The organism is Leptospira montravelensis, assembly GCF_004770045.1.
In the GTDB taxonomy this organism is placed as follows: domain Bacteria; phylum Spirochaetota; class Leptospiria; order Leptospirales; family Leptospiraceae; genus Leptospira_A; species Leptospira_A montravelensis.
Genome location: NZ_RQFO01000004.1, coordinates 878,189 through 896,640, shown reverse-complemented (window position 1 = coordinate 896,640; position 18,452 = coordinate 878,189). Strand labels below are relative to the sequence as shown.

The following is an 18,452-nucleotide window of genomic DNA, read 5'->3' as shown; positions in this document are numbered from 1 at the left end:
CCCGAATTTTTGGTATTCTGCTCCTTGGTTTAAGGAGAGCAAGTTCCGTGTTAAAAAATAGTTTCATCATCCTTTTGTTTTGTTTCTTTTGTTTGTCTATCTCAGCCCAGGAGTCGGGTACCCAAGAAAAAGGGAAAGAGTCTATCGAGGAACTAGACAAACTCGATCAAGGTAATAATTTAGAACGAAAACAATACAAAAACATTTCGGAAAATAATAAAGACCGAGTCATCAATGCTATCAAACTTCTAACAATTGTTACTGCAAATTTTGGCGATGAAGTGCCTGATTCTAAAACTGCTTTCGAAAAAATCAAAAAAGACTACCAAGTCGTTTTACGTTATTACTACCGCCGCGCCTATATTGCTTCTGGTAAAGCGATGGTTACTTTGGAAAAAGACATTACTGCTCTTCTTGGAAAATTTGCTAAAAATTATGATACAAAAACTCAAAACCTTCTTGCTGAATGTGCAGATGTGATCACAAACCAAGAACAAACCCAACTCGTGGAAAATTCCGGGGAAGGATCTAAGGTCATCGTTCCTTACCGTGAAATCGCAGAAGCGCAACAAAAACTTCGTATTGCCTATGGACAAATGGGACTAGCAACTGATATGTCTCGAGAAGACAGGTTTTATGATTCGATTGTTCACTACCGAATTGCAAAAGATTACGGTATTAAAATTCTTTCTGACTTCAAAGAAGCGGAGGCAGATAAAAAAGCCATTTCCGATAAATACGGAAAAGATTTAAGTGATAATCGAAATCAAATCTTTGCACAACAACAAAGCGCTAAATAAGGCCTAAACTTTTTCTTTTCTCCGTTCGCTAGTGAACGGAGAATGACCATCGTGGTCTTTTTTTCTTCTATACAATTACATAAATTTTTAATCATTCTTAGTTTAGTATTGGTTTCCACTTTGGAAGCAGTCCCTGTCTTTCGGATTGTGGTGGATCCTGGTCATGGAGGAATTGCCAAAGATCCCAAGGCACAACATGGGGACAAATACGATAGTGTCACTCAAACTTACTTAGAAACATACAAACAAGGAACAGAACATCACAACGTAACAGAGAGAAAGGTTGTCCTTGATTTAGCAAAAGAAGTACACAAAATACTAAAACTCACGGAAACGGAAGCTGGTTGGAAAGAATTTGAAGTTTATCTCAAATTATTTTCTAAAAAAACAGATTTTCAAAGAGTGATTTTGGAAAGTAAACTTACCCGTGAATCTTCCTTTGACGATGATCCGAGCTCCGAAGATCCGAATGCCGCATACCGTTTGTACGACTTTCCGGATCCCAAAACGGGTGTGAGGCGAAAGGGAAGGCTTTCTAAAATCAATGAATTAAAACCGCATCTGGTTTTGTCCTTACATTTGAATCCTGCAAGTAAAGGTCAAACGGGAGGGATGGGAGCGGTTCTCACTCCTGGTTATAAAACCTTTTCTAAATTAAAAAAAATCTCAGATAAAAAAAGTTCACCAAATGGATTTGTCAATGGTCCTTGGTCGGAATGGCTCATCTTTCAATCAGGTTGGTCCAAATTAGAAAATGCGATTGCTGATACTTGGATCTACTTTCACGGGTATTGGTCTAAAAAAAATGGAAAAGATACAGACCTTTCCAAATTTGAAGGATACCGCCAAAATATGGTTAGTTGGCGCTACGCTGACGATTCGAATTGGGAAAAACAAATTGGAAAACCTGGCCCTTATGCAACAAACCATGAATCCTTTGCAGAAACTGGGAAATTTTGGGAAAGGGAAAAAGGGAAAAAAGAGGAATGGAGGAGGGAAGGGGGGAAAGAAGGTTTCGGTGGTGATAACCATTACGTGTCTAAGGAACTTATGCGTTTTGTCCAATATGGATTACCAGTTCAATTGAAAGAAAAAGATTCTCCTTACCCAGAACTTGGTCCCATCCAAAAACCATATATTTCTACTTATAGTTTACCTACTTATATCAATGCTCTTTGTGCCTTTATTGAAATTGGTTATGTAAATCGAAGCCGTGATATGAAGTATTTAACTTTAAACAAAAAAGAAACGGCCATCTCCTTGGCCGTAGGTATTTACTCGTTGTTTGTAGGTTTGGATGTTAAAAAAAATTCAAAGCTTCCATACCAGCCGAAAGGAAAAAAGGTAAACTGGGAACGGTATGAAACTTATTTTGATGATGTTTTATAATTAATATAAAAAAAGTCTATGAAACCAAAAAAAGAATCTTCCAAAGTTTTAGACCATCCTCTCTTTCGAGAATTGATTCTAATGTATCAAAATTCTTTGCAAAAGAGGTATTCACCTGAGAATTTAAAACTTTATCCTGAGTTTAGTTCTATCCCTCGTTCAAAAATTGACCAATTACTTTATTTTTTTTTAGAATACCTTTATCCAGAATATTCCAAACGAAAAGAATTAGATTCCGCCTTTGATGCGTTATCTGGCTTTGTGAATCATCCCACAAAAATTTGGGGAATCCTTGGCAATTTGGCTATGTCGATTTTTCGATTTGGAAAACATTTTCCTATGGCACTCAAAGCGGGACTTGCCGCCTTACATTCCTATGTGACAGCCCACCAGTTTGAAGAGGAACTTGTGACAGAACTTGACCTTGTGGAAAACCAAATAGGATTACTCGGCTCAGAGTTTGCGATGGAGTTTCTTATCTCCAAAGTGGAGAAAGAAAAAGCAGATGCCTTTCGAAAGGACATAGGTGCCCTTTTTAAAGTGTTTTCGGATGCAGAACTCATTAGAAAGATCATACTGATTATGGAAGATATTCTTCTAAAGATGGAATCCAAAGGAAGTCTGTATACAGAGGAAGATCGAAAAGGAATATCTTTAGGACTGTCTATTTTAAAAGAGGGAAGGAAAATCTTTGACGAGATGAAGGAGGAAGAAATCCACCTTATCTTACAAGCCATAGACAGAATCGAAGAAGATTTTTATCTAAAGGCTTGTGAGAGGAGTTCGAACTAAATTACTGTTGGTACCGATGGCCGGAATCGAACCGGCATGATGTTACCATCGGTGGATTTTGAATCCACTGCGTCTACCAATTCCACCACATCGGCATAATCAGTCTTCAGCTTCGATATATTTACCTTTTCCGCGGGCCACTATTTTGCCGATCTCATTTTCTATTTCAGCACGGTTTTCTATGATTTTTTTATTCTTTTTCACAAACCATCCACGTAAGTGTAATGGCTCATTCACTTTTGCTGGTTGCAAGAAACGAATGGTGAGTTCACCTGTTGTGGTTTCGAAATTCATCGCTTCGTTGATCTTAACCATGATTTCATCCAAGATGGTAGAAATAATCCCTGGGTGGATTTGATCTGGTAAACCCTGGTATTTTTCGGGGCAGGTGTAATCACCGAAGGCAGTTTTTGTGTCTTCGTCGAATGTGATTTTTAACTGCAACCCGTCTGCATTGTCCGGTGAGGAAGCAAAGCTGAGATTTTTTTTCGCAACGGATTTCATGCCACCATGAAACGCAAGAATTTCTCTTGTGTCAAGCAGAAAAAGAACTTGCGGTCATTTTGACTGAAAAACCCCCGTAAAATGCTAGGAAATTGAATATTCTTTGATTATACCTAAAGTTACTACATAGCAAACCTCGAAAATAAAGAGTAGAACCCTTATATGTTAACCACCCTCATGATGTTACTCGGTCTTTCCGGCGCAGGTGCCGACCTCAAGGAGATCGCTGGAAGCGAGGGCGGAGCTCGGCCCAATGAAGATTTAAGTCCGAGGCAAAAACGAAGACAAAAACAAAGGCAGAGCACTGAGGTTGAGGAAACTCAATCAAGAGCAAAACCATCTAGAGAGGAAAAAGCTTCACAACAGGGTGGACGAGGACAGGAATTAAATTTCCAAACGGATCGAAAGGAACCAAAATCCAAACCAAAACCACTTTCTGAAAGATTATCCGATTTTGAAGCTGAAAGTGAAGAAGAGACTGGTGAATCCGAAAGTGTAAGTTCGGGAAAAGAACCAAAGTCGGGAAGGAGTGAAAGACGGAAAAAACAAAAACCTCCAAAGTCCCTCAGCGATCTTCCGTTAGGTGAGTTTGGGGAAGAAAGTTCCGATTCATCTGCATCCAGTGATAGACAGAGAAAAGAAAAACCTGACATTAGTTTTTCTGCCGATGATATCATTTCAAAAAACTCAAAGTATAGCTTTCATAGAAGGCCACTACTGAATGCAGAAGCACTTGTGGAAGCCGAACAAGTAGAAGAAGCGATAGAGATTTTTGAAAGGACAGGAAACCGGATTCCTGACCAAGAGATCAAAGAAAAAATCAAAAAAAACATCCAAGACTTAGAGGAGTTTTTGGAAGACAACCCTCCGCAAACAAAAGGAGGGGAACCGGGTAAAGGTGACAAACCCAAAGCAGATGTTTCTCCCAAAGAGAAACCTAAAAAAAAGGAATCAAAGCCAGGAAGTGCAACTAACCCAGATAGAGATTTAACAGATCTTGTTTCTGCACTGAAGGAAGTATCAGAGTTATTTGCGGATTCCATTGCACGTGCGATTCAGTTTGCACAAAGTTCGCCACCACCTAACTTTCCGCAAATACCTCAGGCACCTCAGCAAAACCCTGGACAAAGTCCAGGGTTACCACCTCCACCTTTACCACCGAACATGGTAGAGACGGCACCTCAAGGAGGAAAGGGGGCTTCACCGGCACAGACTCCCATGTCTAGCCCCCAAATCAATCAAAATGTGGCTGGGGGAAACCAGTTAGTTCATCCGATTGTTTATCAATTTTTACAATCTTCTGCACAAGCTCCTGGAATTGATTCAAAAGCCCTCCAAAACCAAGAACAACTTTTACAATCGTTAAATCAAGGTTTAACGACGGGTGGTTTGACAGCAGGAATGCCTGGGGCACCAATGGCACCACCAGGTTCCGGTATTGTTGGTCCTTTTTATGTTCCTCCTGACATGCAAGGCCAACCAGGTATACCGGGCGGAACAGGAATTCCTGGGTCTATCGGAGTTCCTGGACAACCAATCGACTTACAAACGCTTGCTGACCAAATTTCTAAAAAAGATATTTCCGAACTGGATCTTCCCGAAGATACTTTCTTTTCTCGCGATTGGAAACAATTCAAAGACCTGCCCCTCGTGGACAGAAGGTCAGGGGAGGAACGTCGAAAAAATCAAGATCGAAGATCCAATATTGCTGGTAGAAAGGACCGCAGGTCGGGTGAAGATCGACGAAAAAAAGATCGTTTCCAAGAAAGAGAAGAGTTCTTAAAAAACCAGGCATTAAAGAAAATTGAAAAAAAAGCCAAGGAATTAGAGGCCCAAGGAGAAGAGGCTTCTCTTAATGATTTACTAAAACCATATTTTCCTGACCAACCTGGATTAAAACTACCTGAGGATTGGAATCTTGAACCTATTAATCTCCCTGATCCTAATGATTTGCGCCGGGATGAAAAAGAACCGCCACTTCATCCCCAGGAACGTCCGTTAGAGGAAGAGCCGAATTGGTTAGAATCAACAACCGATGCTCTGCGTCGGGAACTAGAACTTCCCGACCCAGTAGATCCACAAACTGATAAATTAATTAAGCCAAAACCTGAGCCTAAAGAACCAACTGATTCCAACAAATCCGAAACCATCATTGAAACGGATTTACCAATCCAAGTAGAACTCACTAACCGGCCACTTGCCAGTGAAGATCTAAAAATTGGACTTCCTGATGCTGATGAAGTTTTTCGGGAACGCAAAAGAAGAGAAGAAGCAGGGTTACCGGAAGAAGCGGAAGGGCCATCCTTTGAGGATGCGGAAGCTCCTGAAATTGAAATTGTTGATGGAAACTTAGGTGAGATTGCTGAGGAAGAATCTCCCATCCCTCTGGACGAGATGGCAGAAAAAGCCACAGAAGAGGAACCAGAAAAAATCATCCACGGGGTTTTGGAACTCAAACCCCCCGAAGCCGATGATGCCCCATTTTTAACTCTCACATACGATTTTGGTAAAATTCCTCATGCTTTCCGTTTGTCTAAGAATTATTCTATTATGGAATACTCATATTATAAATACAAACCGATGTTAATGAAGGCACAAGAGTTTGCACGTCGTAAGATGTTAAAGAATGCATTGAATTATTATAGAGTCATTAAATCACAAAATATTCCACCGGAACTTCGTAAGATGATCAATCGAAACATCCGTGACATCACAGAGTTTATGGAAAAATTCTTAATGGCTAAAGGGAACTAACACCCTACAACTTTTTTCTATTTTCTCAGTCTAATAAATGTAAAAGAGGTATAATCCGATGAGATTGCGAAACCAAAAATAGGTAAGCACAAAAAACTAAATTTCAATTCCACACTTTTCCTAACGCTTAGGACAAGACTTGCTTACCTATTTCCCTTTTTGGAAAAACAGGAGTTTGTCGCATGTCCGATCATCTTACCATTCAAAATTTAACCTTTCAATTTGAATCGCAGTCTGAGCCACTATTTCAAAATCTAAACCTTCATTTTTCAAAAGGTTGGACAGGCATTGTCGGGAAAAACGGAAGTGGAAAATCTACCTTAGCGAAGCTCATCGTAGGGGAAATCATTCCAACCCAGGGTCTTGTTTTAGGAAATGATTCTATTTGTACAATTTCGCAAGGAACCGAAATGTCAGAAGAGGAACTGTCTTATTTTCTTTACGATGATTCCAAAGAATCCGGATTTTGGAAAAGTTTACTCGAAATCAAAATACAATCGGTAGAGGAATATGAGTTTCTCAGTTTCGGCGAAAAACGAAGGATTCTTTTGGCTATTGCTTTGTCCAAAAATGTGGATGTTTTGCTTTTGGATGAACCAACAAACCACCTTGATTCAAAAAGTACACAAATTATACGCGATGCCATTTTGCATTACCAAGGAATTGGAATACTCATCAGTCACGACAGGTCTTTGTTAGATGAGGTGACTACCTCTTGTGTATTTTTGGAAAAAAACTTTATTTCAAAGCGCCCAGGAAATTATTCTGCGGGTAAAATTCAAATGATACGAGAAGCCGAAGAGAGAATTCATGATTGGGAAATCGCAAGGACGGAACGTAAAAAACTGGATGCCGAACTGAAACGAAGAAGGGAAGAAGCAAGTCTTTCTCATAAACATAGATCAAAGAAGGGACTTGATCTGCATGACCATGACGGCCGTCAAAAAAAGAACTTAGCCCGAGTGACAGGTAAAGATGGCCAAGCAGGCCGATTGAAAAACCAAATCGAAAGAAGAACAGAACATTCCAAACTAAAAGAAAAACAAATTTGGGGCAAACTTCCTGAAAAGGAAAATTTAGGAATTCTATGGAAAGGTGTTTCTTCCAAAAGAAACACCTTATTTATGTTCGATGATGAATTTATCTCCTTGGATATTCTGTCTTTTTCACTTTCCTTCCATTTGGAAATCCTTCCGGATTCAAAAATTGCCATCACAGGCCCCAATGGTGCAGGTAAGTCCACAATTCTCAGGTATTTAGTGAAAACTTTCCAAGAGAAGGGGATTCCTTATTTGTATTTACCACAAGAATTTTCAAAAAACGAATTAGCCGCTTTACTTGAGGAATTTCAAAATTTACCGGATGAAACAAAAGCCAAGGTTCTTTCAAGGATACACAGACTAGGAAGTGATCCCAAACGATTTTCGGAATCAAAGGCCCTGAGTCCCGGGGAAGGAAAAAAACTATTCCTGGCACTTCATTTGGAAAATAGTCCAGAGGTACTTTTATTAGACGAACCCACCAACCATTTAGATCTCCAATCTTTGGAAGCATTAGAAACATCTCTGACCGGATTAGGTTCTGCTTTAGTCTTGGTGAGTCACGACCGGCGGTTTGTCGAAACTTTGGCAAAAGAGGAATGGTGTTTGGAAAACCTGTCGCTCGTCCAAAAACATCTAGACAGAATCTAATCATTGTACTTAGAATAATTCTAAGGAGTGACTTTATGCCACAAGTGACATCACATGCCCCAGATTTTAAAGCGACAGCTGTAATCGGGGACAGTTTTAAAGAAATCAAATTGTCAGATTACAAAGGAAAATGGGTGGTACTGTTTTTCTATCCACTCGATTTTACATTTGTTTGCCCGACAGAAATTATTGAATACGATGCAAAACTCGAAGATTTCAAAAAGATCGGAGCTGAAGTTTTGGGAGTTTCTGTTGATAGCGAATTTTCACACTTAGCTTGGAAAAAAACTGCCAGAAAAGAAGGTGGTATTGGTGAGATCAAATACCCACTCATCGCTGATAAAACAAAAGAAATTGCAAAGTCTTTTGGAGTTCTGATCGAGTCAGGCCCTGATGCAGGTGTCGCACTTCGAGGAACTTTCATCATCGATCCAGCGGGAATCATTCGCCAAGCAACTGTTAACGACCTACCAGTAGGACGTAACATTGAAGAAGCACTTCGCCTCATCAAAGCTTTTCAATTTGTGGAAAAACACGGTGAAGTTTGCCCTGCAAACTGGGACGAAGGAAAGAAAACGATGAAAGCAGATCCTACTGGATCCAAAGCTTACTTCGCTTCTGTAAATTAATTTAGAATTCTCTACAAGTAGAGAAGGGAGATACAATGGAATCGACAGCCGACTTAGACAAGGTTTCTTTCGAGTTTTATAAACCTGATAATTTTCCAAAGGGACTCACTCGTAAGGTTGTTGAATCCATTTCCCATATTAAAAATGAACCAAGTTGGCTTGCCGAATTTCGTTTAAAGGCTTTTGAAGTTTATGAACAGAAACCGATGCCGACTTGGGGATTCATTCCGCAATTTCATATCAATATCGATGACTATGTCCATTACGTAGGTTCCAACCAAAAAAAGAAAAAATCTTGGGACGAAGTGGATCCTGAAATTCTACGTAGTTTTGAAAAATTAGGAATTCCTGAACACGAAAGGAAATACCTTGCTGGAATCGAAACCATGAACGATTCCGAAACCATATATGCCAATGTCAAAAAGGAACTCACTGACCTTGGAATTCTTTTCTGTGACATTGATACTGCCATTCGTGAATTCCCAGAACTCGTTCGTGAATATTTGGGAACCGTTGTCACCATCGGTGATAATAAGTTTTCGGCACTGAATTCTGCTGTGTTTAGCGGTGGATCTTTTGCATACATTCCCAAGGGAGTCAAAACTCCCATGCCTCTTCAAGCATATTTTAAAGTAACAGCTGCTAGTTCCGGACAATATGAACGAACACTTCTGATTGCTGATGAGGGTGCACATTTGGAATACAGCGAAGGTTGTACTTCTGTCCAAGATAAAGGAACCAATTTTCATACCGCTGTGGTCGAACTCGTAGCCAAAAAGAATTCTAAAATCTTTTATACCACCATCCAAAACTGGAAAAAGAATATGTACAATTGGACCGTGAAACGAGGGATCTGCGAAGAAGCCGCTCATATCACTTGGACCGATTGTAATATTGGTGCCAATACCATCAAATACCCAGGGATCATTTTACAAGGCGATCATTCTACGGGTGACGTATTGTCTTTGGCATTTGCAGGAAGTGGGCAAGTGCAAGATACGGGGGCTCGGATCATCCATGTGGGTAAAAACACCAGGTCCAATATTCTTGCGAAAGGTGTGGCCCTCGATGGAGGAATCAATTCCTATCGTGGTCTTGTGAAATTTGAACCATCTAGTAAAGGTTCGTATAGCCATATCAAATGTGATGGACTGATGATGGACAATAGGTCACAGTCTCATGCCTATCCTTACAATGATGTATCAGGAGAAGAGGGAACTTTAAATTACGAAGCCACTGTCTCTAAAATTGACGACGACCAACTCTTTTACCTTCAATCCCGAGGTATGTCAGAAGATGATGCAAAATTACTCATCATCAATGGATTCTGTGAAGGGGTCACAAAACATTTAGATGTAGAGTATTCTGTTGAGATGACTAAACTCATCAAAATGATTTTAGAAGATGGAAAGGTGATCGCCGAAAAATAAATTTCGGCCACTCCCTTTCTATTAACTCCCTTTTTTCATTTACAACTGGTTCAGCCCGTTCCTAGATCATTTCTCGTAACGTTTGAACCTATATGGTTTTTATTTCTTAAAAATAAGAAGTGCTACCGCTGCACTGGCAATCAAAAGTCCCAAAAATTCTCTCACTTCTTCCACTTCCATTCCAAAGTAGGGTGTGTGGGCAAAATAATACCCTGACAAAACTAGATAAATGGGAATGAGGGTCCATCCCACAAACATAGGCACTGGACGAAACAAACTGGCAAGGGCAATCAATGCCACAAAGGCATAGATCGGGAACCAAAGATAAGGATCTGGGTCGTTCAATTGCAAATAGGCGAAGTAAAGGAAAAGGGGAACAGATAGGATGCGAAAGAGTTTCATAGCTTTGTTCGTTTAAGTTTTTTGATTGCGGAGAGAAATCCAAGCCAATTATCTTATTGTGGGAACCTAAGTTTATGAAAATCCAAACCTTTGTCTTATTTTCTTTTTTGTCTATGTCTGTTTCTTGTGACGATATAGGTCGCAGTATTTTAAAAAGTTACAATAAAAAGTATGAAACCGATGGCCAGGTCCTCGGATCCAAACCTCTTTTTATGGGTGTCGATGCAAACCGCAAACAAGTATCCATTTCTTTACAAGAAGTGGTAAAAGTTAAAGAGCCAACGGACATCCAGTTCCCACCGGGTGACAGTCCCTTTTTATTTGCCCTAGAAAAAACAGGGAATATGATTTTATTCCACAGAGAAAAAAAGATTAGCCGTGTGCTAACTAAATTTCCCGTGATCACTGACAGTGAAGAAGGGCTTCTTGGTTTGGCCTTTCACCCGCTATATCCCAAACAATCCAAGTTATATACCAATTATGTAAAGTCTGTTGCAAATAAAGATGTCACCATCGTTTCCGAATGGGTTGTAGAAAATCCAACTAACTACGATTCTATGAAGCTAACCAGCGAACGAGTGTTATTGCAAGTGGAGCAACCTTATCCCAACCACAATGGTGGGCAATTGGCCTTTGGTCCCGATGGACAATTATACATTGGTCTTGGGGACGGAGGGTGGAGAGCAGATCCCAAAAACAACGGACAAAATCCGAATACTCTCCTTGGTTCTATTTTAAGAATTAGCCCCACTCCTGACACCCAATCGAAAAAACCATATTCCATTCCTACGGACAATCCTTTTGTGGGAAAGGCGGGTTTCGCTCCGGAAACCTTTGCATACGGAATTCGTAATCCTTGGAGGATGAGTTTTTCACCTGACGGGCGTTTGCTTGTAGCAGATGTGGGGCAAGATGCTTACGAAGAAGTGGATATCATTTTATCCGGTAAAAACTATGGATGGAACCAAACCGAAGGTTTCCATTGTTTTACGGATGGATGTAATCTTGGCCTTTACCAACCACCATTTTATGAATACGGCAGAGACGAAGGACAATCCATCACCGGTGGCTATGTTTATACTGGATCTGCCATTCCTGACTTAAAGGGAATGTATGTGTTTGGAGATTTTATCCAAGGTAAAATTTGGGCGATTCCTGTACCAAAACCTGGTGAAAATATAAAGGTCACAGAAACGATAGCCCTTGGAAAATGGAACTTACTCATTCCTACCTTTGGTCGGGACAATGAGGGAGAAATTTTTGTGGCAGATTACCAATCGGGAACCATTTACAAAATGGTAAAACCGTAATCATTGGACCAGACAATGTTACAATTGATTTATCTTTATTAGTTTTATGGAAGTTTCTTTAAGTTTTATTTATGAAAAAACTATTTTCTAAATTGCCGTTTTACATTCGGTTCCATTTACTCCTTGCGGGTCTTGGAATCGTATTTCTTACCATCTACCGTGTTACTTTTTTTGCCATGTATTCTTACCGGATTCATGATAAATCAACTTGGATTTTATTAAAAGCCTTTCTAAAAGGGGCGCGGTTTGATATATCCGTCTTATGCGTGTTACTCGGTGTAAGTTTGCTCTATTCGAGTTTGCACTTTTTTAATCGGAATAAAATCTATAGGGCAGTTTGGCGAACCTTACCTGTTATTTTTATCATTCTGCTTCTTTTTCTTCTCATTGCGGATTTGATCTATTATGAAAATGGAAACAAACATTTAGGATACGAGGCTTTTGCTTATCTTGGATTTGAGATGTTGCCACTCGTTGGATCTGCCTTCTCTCAAAATCCTTTTTTGTTTTTAATCGGAATTGTTGTGATTTCCGCGATTGGATTTGGAATTTATAAAATCCAATCCAAGTTCCCTTATTCCCATGTGAATTTACATTATAAATGGGCTGGTCTCCAATTCCTTGTGGTCCTAGCACTTTTAGTTTTAGGAATTCGCGGGGGAATCCAAACAAGTCCCCTTCGTACGAGTGATGCCATCATTACCAAGGAAACCATCATCAATGATTTGGTTCTCAATCCGGGTTTTACTGTCATCACAGACTTAAAGATGACCAAAGTGGATGACCGCCATTTTATGAAGTTGTCCGAGGCGAGTGCGATTGTCCAAAAGGAAGTGGCTTATCCCGGCGCAAATTTTGTGAGTGAAGAGTATCCTCTCCTTCGTAAAACAACAGTTACTTCAACAAAACCTTTGCCACATATCGTTGTTGTGGTCCTTGAAGGTTGGACTGGAAAGTTCATTGATATCATTGGAACGGGAAAAGTGGATGGAAAAGTTGTCACTCCTTACTTTAACCAACTGATCCGCCAAGGTATGTTCTTTAAAAACTTTTTTGCCAGTGGGGGAAGGACCACAAACGGCCTTATGGCATTGATGGGTGGAATTCCTGATAGGCCGGGCCTAACAGCGGTTCGCACACCGCAAATCCTCAACCGGTTTTCTGGGCTTGGGAATATTGCAAAAACCATTGGTTATGAAACTTTGTTTGTGACAGGAACCGATCTTAGTTTTAATAACAAAGGAAGTATCATGTACCATTGGGGTTTTGATACTCTGGTTGGTAAAACTGAGTTAGAAAAAAATCCTGAATATAAAACGGGACCTTGGAGTTATTTGGATGAGTCATCACTCGATGCCATGCACAAACGCCTCCTGAATGTAAAACCGGAAAAACCAATTGTCTCAGTGATTCATACAGGAACCACACACTACCCTTACAAAGTTCCTGAGGAAAAGTATCGTTTGTTTGAATCTACCACTCAAGACAGTGAATACTTAAATGTTCTGCATTATGCTGATTTTGCTTTGAACGAATATATGGAAAAAGCAAAAAAAGCACCTTATTTTAAAGATACGATTTTCTTTTTTGTTTCTGATCATAGCCACCACAGGTTTTTAAACTACTATGAAGATAGAAACGTTCCCTTACTCATTTATGCTCCGGGAAAAATCAAACCAGAACTAAGAGAAGATTTCACTTCCCAACTAGATTTGATACCTACCATCCTTGGGTTTATGGAAAGGGAAGTATACTTTAGTGTGATGGGTCGTGATTTAAGAAAAGTAAAAGGAACATCAGCCTATTTTGCTTATGGAAATATCTTTGGATGGATTGAGGATGATTTTTTGTATTACCAATCTGTGTCTGGTGGACAAGGGGAAACCAAAACCATAATACCACCGTTTGTGGATTTGGGACTTTGTTATAAAGATTTCAATTTATGTAAAAAACATGGGGATAAAACAAAGGCGTTTTTAAATTTAGGAGACGAACTCCTGAAGTCGAACAAATTGTTCCCTTCGGAGTCCGTTTTAAAAGAGATAAAAAACTAATACCAAGTATTTGAAATATTACTCAAATCAAAGAAGGTCTTTCGTTTGATGAGAATCCATACAAGGGATACAAACGAGAGGCCGATGAGTGGAATGGCAAAAATTTCAATATTCGGAATATTGGAATACACTAAAGCCGCTACAAAAGCCAAAATAAATAAAACGTTTCGTACCACTTCCGTTCTTCTTGACCATCGTTTCATTTCCATCGTTCGATCAATCGAAAACAAACTAAAGATAATGACAACAGATAGAATTCCAAGTGTTACCATATCTTTTTCCAAATTGATTTTGGCAACTTTCCAAATCACAAGTCCTACAGCCATAAGAACTGCTGCTTGGAGTGCTACGTAGATCATCACTCCCATTGGAGGTTTTGGATCGTATTTTAAAATTTTTGTGGGTTCCGGTGCCTCGTCTGCACTTGTAATAAGGTAACTTGGCTTCCATCCAGGAGGCCCAAAAATAGTTTTAAATATATCGCCGAAAGATTTACATTCCAGAATTTGAAAAAACATATCCTTGAACACGTGTAAGTTGACAGTGATGGGGTTGAAGGAATTAACAGGTTTTGTCAATCCATAGATTGGTTCTTCTGTTTCCCATTCGAAGGATCCAAACATTCGGTCCCAAACGATAAAGATACCCCCGTGGTTACGGTCGATGTATTTTTTTTGCACCCCGTGGTGGACTCTATGGTTTGAAGGAGTTACCATAAACTCTTCGAAAATTCCGAGTTTACCAATAAAACGAGTATGAACCACAAATTGATATACTTTTAGAATTCGGTGGCTCAGTAAAAACATCGCCCAAGGAATTCCAAGAAGTGCCATCGATAGAAAATAAATATATTCGAATATTCTTTGAAGTCCATTTCCCCGGAAGGCGACTGACAAATTCATTTCTTGTGTGGAGTGGTGGGTGACATGTGTGGCCCAAAACAAATTGATTTCGTGGCAATGTCTATGAAACCAGTAATAAACAAAATCAGCAAAAACGATAGCAAAAGTCCAGGCTCCTAGGGCATGCCAGTTTATAGAAAAACTAGGGGAGAATTGAAACGGACTTTCCAAAGGAAAAAAATGGTAACCCAAGGCGGAGAGCGAAAAGTTAGTTTCTATTTTGTCATAAACATAAAGTGCACCGAGCAGAATGACCACTCCAATCAGTGCAAAGATCACACCCGTACTTACATCGGCAATGAGAACATTTAACCGGTAGTATTGTTTGCCTTTGATATAGGAAACGAAGATTTCGATTCCTATCAATGCGACCATGACGATAAAGGCATATTCCATAAAGGCGTCGCTATTCATTCGTAAATTTCCCTCACTAGATACTAGGCTTTTGAATCACAGTATGTAAGTCAATGTCCATTTGACAGAATCATTTTCCAAAAAAAGAGATCTCTTCGTTTTGAATTTTAGACTTGTTTCTGGAAAGAATCTAAGGTATGTCTAAAAGAATCAGCTGAAATCCTTGTCCCGACAGGGGGCAACGAAAAGATTGGCTTAAAGGTGGGAAATCCAAACAAATGAAAGAGGAAATACCGGTTCTCAAAGGGAAAACCAAAAAAGAACTAGAAGAAATCTGTGTTTCTTTGGGTTTGGAAAAATACCGGGCGGCACAAATTTATACAGGCATCTATAAGAGCCGTTACACGCACTTGGACCAGTTTACCACCTTATCCAAAGAAGTCCGTGAAAAACTAAAACTACATACTTCCTTTCCAGAAATTGAACTGGGCCGAGACTTAGCATCCAAAGAAGATGGGACACGTAAGTTTACTTTTTATGTGGGGGAAAACAAAGAGATTGAAGCGGTTTGGATTCCTTCCGGCGACGGAGGACGAAAAACCATTTGTATTTCTTCGCAAATTGGTTGCACACTCAATTGTAAATTTTGTGCCACAGGACTTTTGGAATACAAGGGCAATCTCCATACTTGGCAAATCCTCGATCAAGTTTTGCAAGTAGAACGCCTAGTTGGCGACAAGGCCACTAATATCGTCTTTATGGGAATGGGGGAACCCATGCACAATTATTTTTCTGTAATGAAGGCTGCCCATATTCTCAGAGACCAAGAAGGGTTTGGTCTAGGTGCACTCCGAATTACCATTTCCACTGCCGGTGTCACCACAGGGATCAATCGGTTTATCGAAAATAAAGAACCTTTCAATTTTGCTATTTCTCTCAACCATCCAAATCCTAACTCTCGATCCTCGGTGATGGATGTAAACGACAAACATCCGTTAGAGAAATTGATTGAATCAGCGAAACGATTCACCAAGGAACTTGATCGGGCCATTACATTCGAATATGTAATGATCCCTGATGTGAATATGGGTAGAGACAACGCGGAACGACTCGCCAAAATTTCTCGTTCTGTTAATAAATGTAAAATCAATGTGATTCCTCTCAATACAGATTTTACCGGATGGCGTAGACCAACCGATGAGGAAGTAAAAGATTTTGTAATGCATCTCAAAGCTAAAACAACAGCTCCTATCCTCAACCGTAGAAGCCCCGGTCGGGACATCAATGGTGCTTGTGGAATGTTAGCGTTAAAAGGAATTCGAAGTGAAACACGGTAATTGGATCTTAACTCTGGCGTTAACTCTGTTTCTAGTTAATTGCCAAGATATTGTGGAAAAAAAATGCCAAGCGGCTTGTGAAGTTTTTATTTCTTGTACAGAAGAAGAACTAAAACTCACGTTAGCACCTGATGTCAAACGCACAGGTAGGATCCAATGTATGGATGGATGTACCACACATAATAGTGATATTTTGCAATGTTATGACCAAGAACCCAATTCCTGCAAAGGATTTGGACAATGCCTGATTCAAATTGGTACCTTAGAATGAAAGAAACACTAAACGCCTCTGAAAGAATTTTTTATCGAATTTTATTACTTCTAGCATCCCTTCCTGTTCTGTTCACCCTTCCTTTGGATGTGATTGATATTGATAGTTCTCAGTATGCAAGTATCAGCCGTGAACTCGTGTTATCCGGCGATTTTTTTACTTTATTTGATAATGGTAGAAGATACTTAGATAAACCAATCCTTACGTTTTGGACGATTGCTACTTCTTTTTCTCTTTTTGGAATCAGTAATATTGCCTTTCGAATTCCGGCCATTTTCCTTAGTTTGCTTTCTGTTTTTTCTATTTATCGTATTACCATTTTAACGGGTGGAAAAGAAAGACAAGGATACTTGGCTTGTTTTGCTTATCTTTTAGCACCTGGTTTTTACGCTATGGTTGTGGATCCAAAAATCGATGTGTATCTTACCGCCTACTTGGTGTTTACTTATCACTTTTACTATTTGGGTAGAAAAAAGAATCCTAATTACTTCTACTTGATGTATCTCATGATGTCTATGGGATTTATCACCAAAGGCCCAATTTCTGTGGTCATTCCAGCTTTGTCCATTGGCGGGGATATATTATTTCGTAGGGACTGGAAATTACTTCTATCGATGCGAGTGCCAACGGGACTGCTTGTTCTTGCCTCTCTTCCTGCCTTTTGGTGTGTTCTATTATACAAAAGTTTTAATTCCTATGGACCTTCCTTCTTTTTGTGGATCCAATCCTTTGGTCGTTTCTACAAAGAAATGTATGATGTGAAGTTTGATCCTTTTTACTTTTATAAATCTTTTTCATGGGCCTTCTTTAGTGGAGTAGTGCCTATGATCATCTATATTGCCTTTCGCACTTACAATTATATCAAATCCCTTGGTTGGAAGGAAATACTTCGGAAGATCCGTGCAAATGATTACAAAGACATCGACTTTGTGATTCCTTTTTGGGTTTTCCTCTTTTTGTTTTTGATTTCTTTTTCCAGATTTCCGCTCCCGCAATACACGTATTGGGTGCTTCCAGGAGCTGCACTTTATTTTGGAAAGATAGCGGAAGAAAGTTTATTTCGTTCGAGTGTGGAAAGACTTCGTCCTTCTTTTCTCATCGCAGGCCTTGTTTATCTCGTGGGGTATTTTCTCATTCCTGTCTTTGTAGCAGAGGTAGGCATTGTTTATTATGTATTTGGAGCGATTGGAATTTTACTTATCATGTTGCTTGCCCAACTCATTCCATTGGAAGTGCTTGTCACACTCGTCGGTGCTACTTTGTTTTTTAGTTCCATTAGTTTGCAATTTTATCCGCTACTCACAAGTTACCAACCAGCAAAAGAATTTGGCGCCAAAATCAAAGAACTGGAACCAAACGAACCAGTTGTGTATACCTTTTGGTTGTCAAATTCGAAACGGTCTTACGGTTTTTATGCCGAAAGGAACTTTCGCAATGTGTATGATAGGGAAAAATTAGACAGACTTTGGTCAGAAAAACCAGAAAGGCTACTCATTTTGCCTTCAGAAAAACTAAGCCAATTAAAAGAATTTGCAGGTTCAGGATATACGATCGAACCGGTTCTGGAAAGGGAATCCTTCAAAGTGGCCACTCCTACGATTGCTTTTTTGAAAAAAGAGACCAGAAACCTTGTCACAAAGAAAATTTCTTTGGTTTGGCTAAAAAAAATTCAGGGGAAATCTTCTAAAAACTCGAAAGTATAACTAGGCTAAATTGTGTAAGTCTGGTTTTTAGGGCCCTTCGATGTCAAATCAGGGCCTTTTTTTTTTGCCCACGTTTCCTTCCTGCAAAAAATCGATTGCGGACTTATCTTAACTGAACATTGTTTCCCAT

The 18,452-nt window shown here is 39.6% G+C and carries 15 protein-coding genes and 1 tRNA gene; 12 read left to right on the top strand and 4 right to left on the bottom strand.

Translation table 11 applies throughout. The features are described from left to right. Positions 1-47: 47 nt before the first annotated feature. Genes EHQ31_RS05105 through EHQ31_RS05095 form a run of 3 tightly spaced genes read left to right on the top strand, consistent with a single transcriptional unit; the run spans position 48 to position 2,981 of the window. Complete coding sequence (locus tag EHQ31_RS05105) at positions 48-800, top strand: hypothetical protein (RefSeq protein WP_135570163.1); 753 nt, start codon at positions 48-50, stop codon at positions 798-800. Positions 801-842: 42 nt separating this feature from the next. After that, positions 843-2,189: an N-acetylmuramoyl-L-alanine amidase gene (locus tag EHQ31_RS05100; protein ID WP_135570161.1), complete on the top strand. Its 1,347-nt coding sequence runs from the start codon at positions 843-845 to the stop codon at positions 2,187-2,189. 18 nt (positions 2,190-2,207) lie between these two features. Then, a complete protein-coding gene (locus EHQ31_RS05095) occupies positions 2,208-2,981 on the top strand; it encodes a hypothetical protein (protein ID WP_135570159.1) in 774 nt (257 codons plus the stop codon). An 8-nt stretch (positions 2,982-2,989) separates the two neighbouring features. Here EHQ31_RS05095 and EHQ31_RS05090 read toward each other — a convergent pair. Both EHQ31_RS05090 and EHQ31_RS05085 read right to left on the bottom strand, forming a co-directional pair. Beyond that, positions 2,990-3,076, bottom strand: a tRNA-Leu gene (locus tag EHQ31_RS05090). A gap of 4 nt (positions 3,077-3,080) precedes the next feature. Then, entirely contained in the window at positions 3,081-3,485 is a 405-nt protein-coding gene (locus tag EHQ31_RS05085) for a PaaI family thioesterase (RefSeq protein ID WP_002973585.1), read from the bottom strand. A 162-nt stretch (positions 3,486-3,647) separates the two neighbouring features. Here EHQ31_RS05085 and EHQ31_RS05080 point away from each other — a divergent pair, with 162 nt between their 5' ends. The 4 genes from EHQ31_RS05080 (at position 3,648) to sufB (ending at position 9,989) form a co-directional block, all read left to right on the top strand. Further along, on the top strand, positions 3,648-6,239 hold the full coding sequence (locus EHQ31_RS05080; RefSeq protein WP_135570156.1) for a hypothetical protein: 2,592 nt from the start codon (positions 3,648-3,650) through the stop codon (positions 6,237-6,239). A 182-nt stretch (positions 6,240-6,421) separates the two neighbouring features. Continuing rightward, positions 6,422-7,930, top strand: coding sequence for an ATP-binding cassette domain-containing protein (locus tag EHQ31_RS05075; protein WP_135570154.1), 1,509 nt, complete (start codon positions 6,422-6,424; stop codon positions 7,928-7,930). Positions 7,931-7,965: 35 nt separating this feature from the next. Beyond that, on the top strand, positions 7,966-8,559 hold the full coding sequence (locus tag EHQ31_RS05070) for a peroxiredoxin (RefSeq protein ID WP_100790359.1): 594 nt from the start codon (positions 7,966-7,968) through the stop codon (positions 8,557-8,559). A gap of 35 nt (positions 8,560-8,594) precedes the next feature. Next, the gene (gene sufB / locus EHQ31_RS05065) at positions 8,595-9,989 is read left to right on the top strand and encodes a Fe-S cluster assembly protein SufB (RefSeq protein ID WP_135570152.1); all 1,395 of its coding nucleotides are present in this window, start codon (positions 8,595-8,597) and stop codon (positions 9,987-9,989) included. Between the two features lie 99 nt (positions 9,990-10,088). Here the strand turns inward: sufB and EHQ31_RS05060 are convergent, their stop codons facing one another. Then, positions 10,089-10,391: a transmembrane 220 family protein gene (locus tag EHQ31_RS05060; protein ID WP_135570150.1), complete on the bottom strand. Its 303-nt coding sequence runs from the start codon at positions 10,389-10,391 to the stop codon at positions 10,089-10,091. A 74-nt stretch (positions 10,392-10,465) separates the two neighbouring features. Between EHQ31_RS05060 and EHQ31_RS05055 the strand changes: the two genes are divergently transcribed. Both EHQ31_RS05055 and EHQ31_RS05050 read left to right on the top strand, forming a co-directional pair. Further along, positions 10,466-11,701: a PQQ-dependent sugar dehydrogenase gene (locus tag EHQ31_RS05055; protein ID WP_135570148.1), complete on the top strand. Its 1,236-nt coding sequence runs from the start codon at positions 10,466-10,468 to the stop codon at positions 11,699-11,701. 71 nt (positions 11,702-11,772) lie between these two features. Then, positions 11,773-13,755 (top strand): LTA synthase family protein, encoded by a 1,983-nt coding sequence (locus tag EHQ31_RS05050; RefSeq protein ID WP_135570146.1) that lies wholly within the window; start codon positions 11,773-11,775, stop codon positions 13,753-13,755. Here EHQ31_RS05050 and EHQ31_RS05045 read toward each other — a convergent pair. Continuing rightward, complete coding sequence (locus tag EHQ31_RS05045; RefSeq protein WP_135570144.1) at positions 13,752-15,071, bottom strand: sterol desaturase family protein; 1,320 nt, start codon at positions 15,069-15,071, stop codon at positions 13,752-13,754. The genes EHQ31_RS05050 and EHQ31_RS05045 overlap by 4 nt on opposite strands. Positions 15,072-15,289: 218 nt before the next feature. Here EHQ31_RS05045 and rlmN point away from each other — a divergent pair, with 218 nt between their 5' ends. The 3 genes from rlmN to EHQ31_RS05030 are packed head-to-tail and all read left to right on the top strand — an operon-like array spanning position 15,290 to position 18,322. After that, on the top strand, positions 15,290-16,348 hold the full coding sequence (rlmN, locus tag EHQ31_RS05040; RefSeq protein WP_135570142.1) for a 23S rRNA (adenine(2503)-C(2))-methyltransferase RlmN: 1,059 nt from the start codon (positions 15,290-15,292) through the stop codon (positions 16,346-16,348). Further along, positions 16,335-16,619 (top strand): Cys-rich protein, encoded by a 285-nt coding sequence (locus EHQ31_RS05035; RefSeq protein ID WP_135570140.1) that lies wholly within the window; start codon positions 16,335-16,337, stop codon positions 16,617-16,619. The genes rlmN and EHQ31_RS05035 overlap by 14 nt, the downstream gene beginning before the upstream one ends. Next, positions 16,616-18,322 (top strand): ArnT family glycosyltransferase, encoded by a 1,707-nt coding sequence (locus tag EHQ31_RS05030; protein WP_135570138.1) that lies wholly within the window; start codon positions 16,616-16,618, stop codon positions 18,320-18,322. The genes EHQ31_RS05035 and EHQ31_RS05030 overlap by 4 nt, the downstream gene beginning before the upstream one ends. Positions 18,323-18,452: the final 130 nt, after the last annotated feature.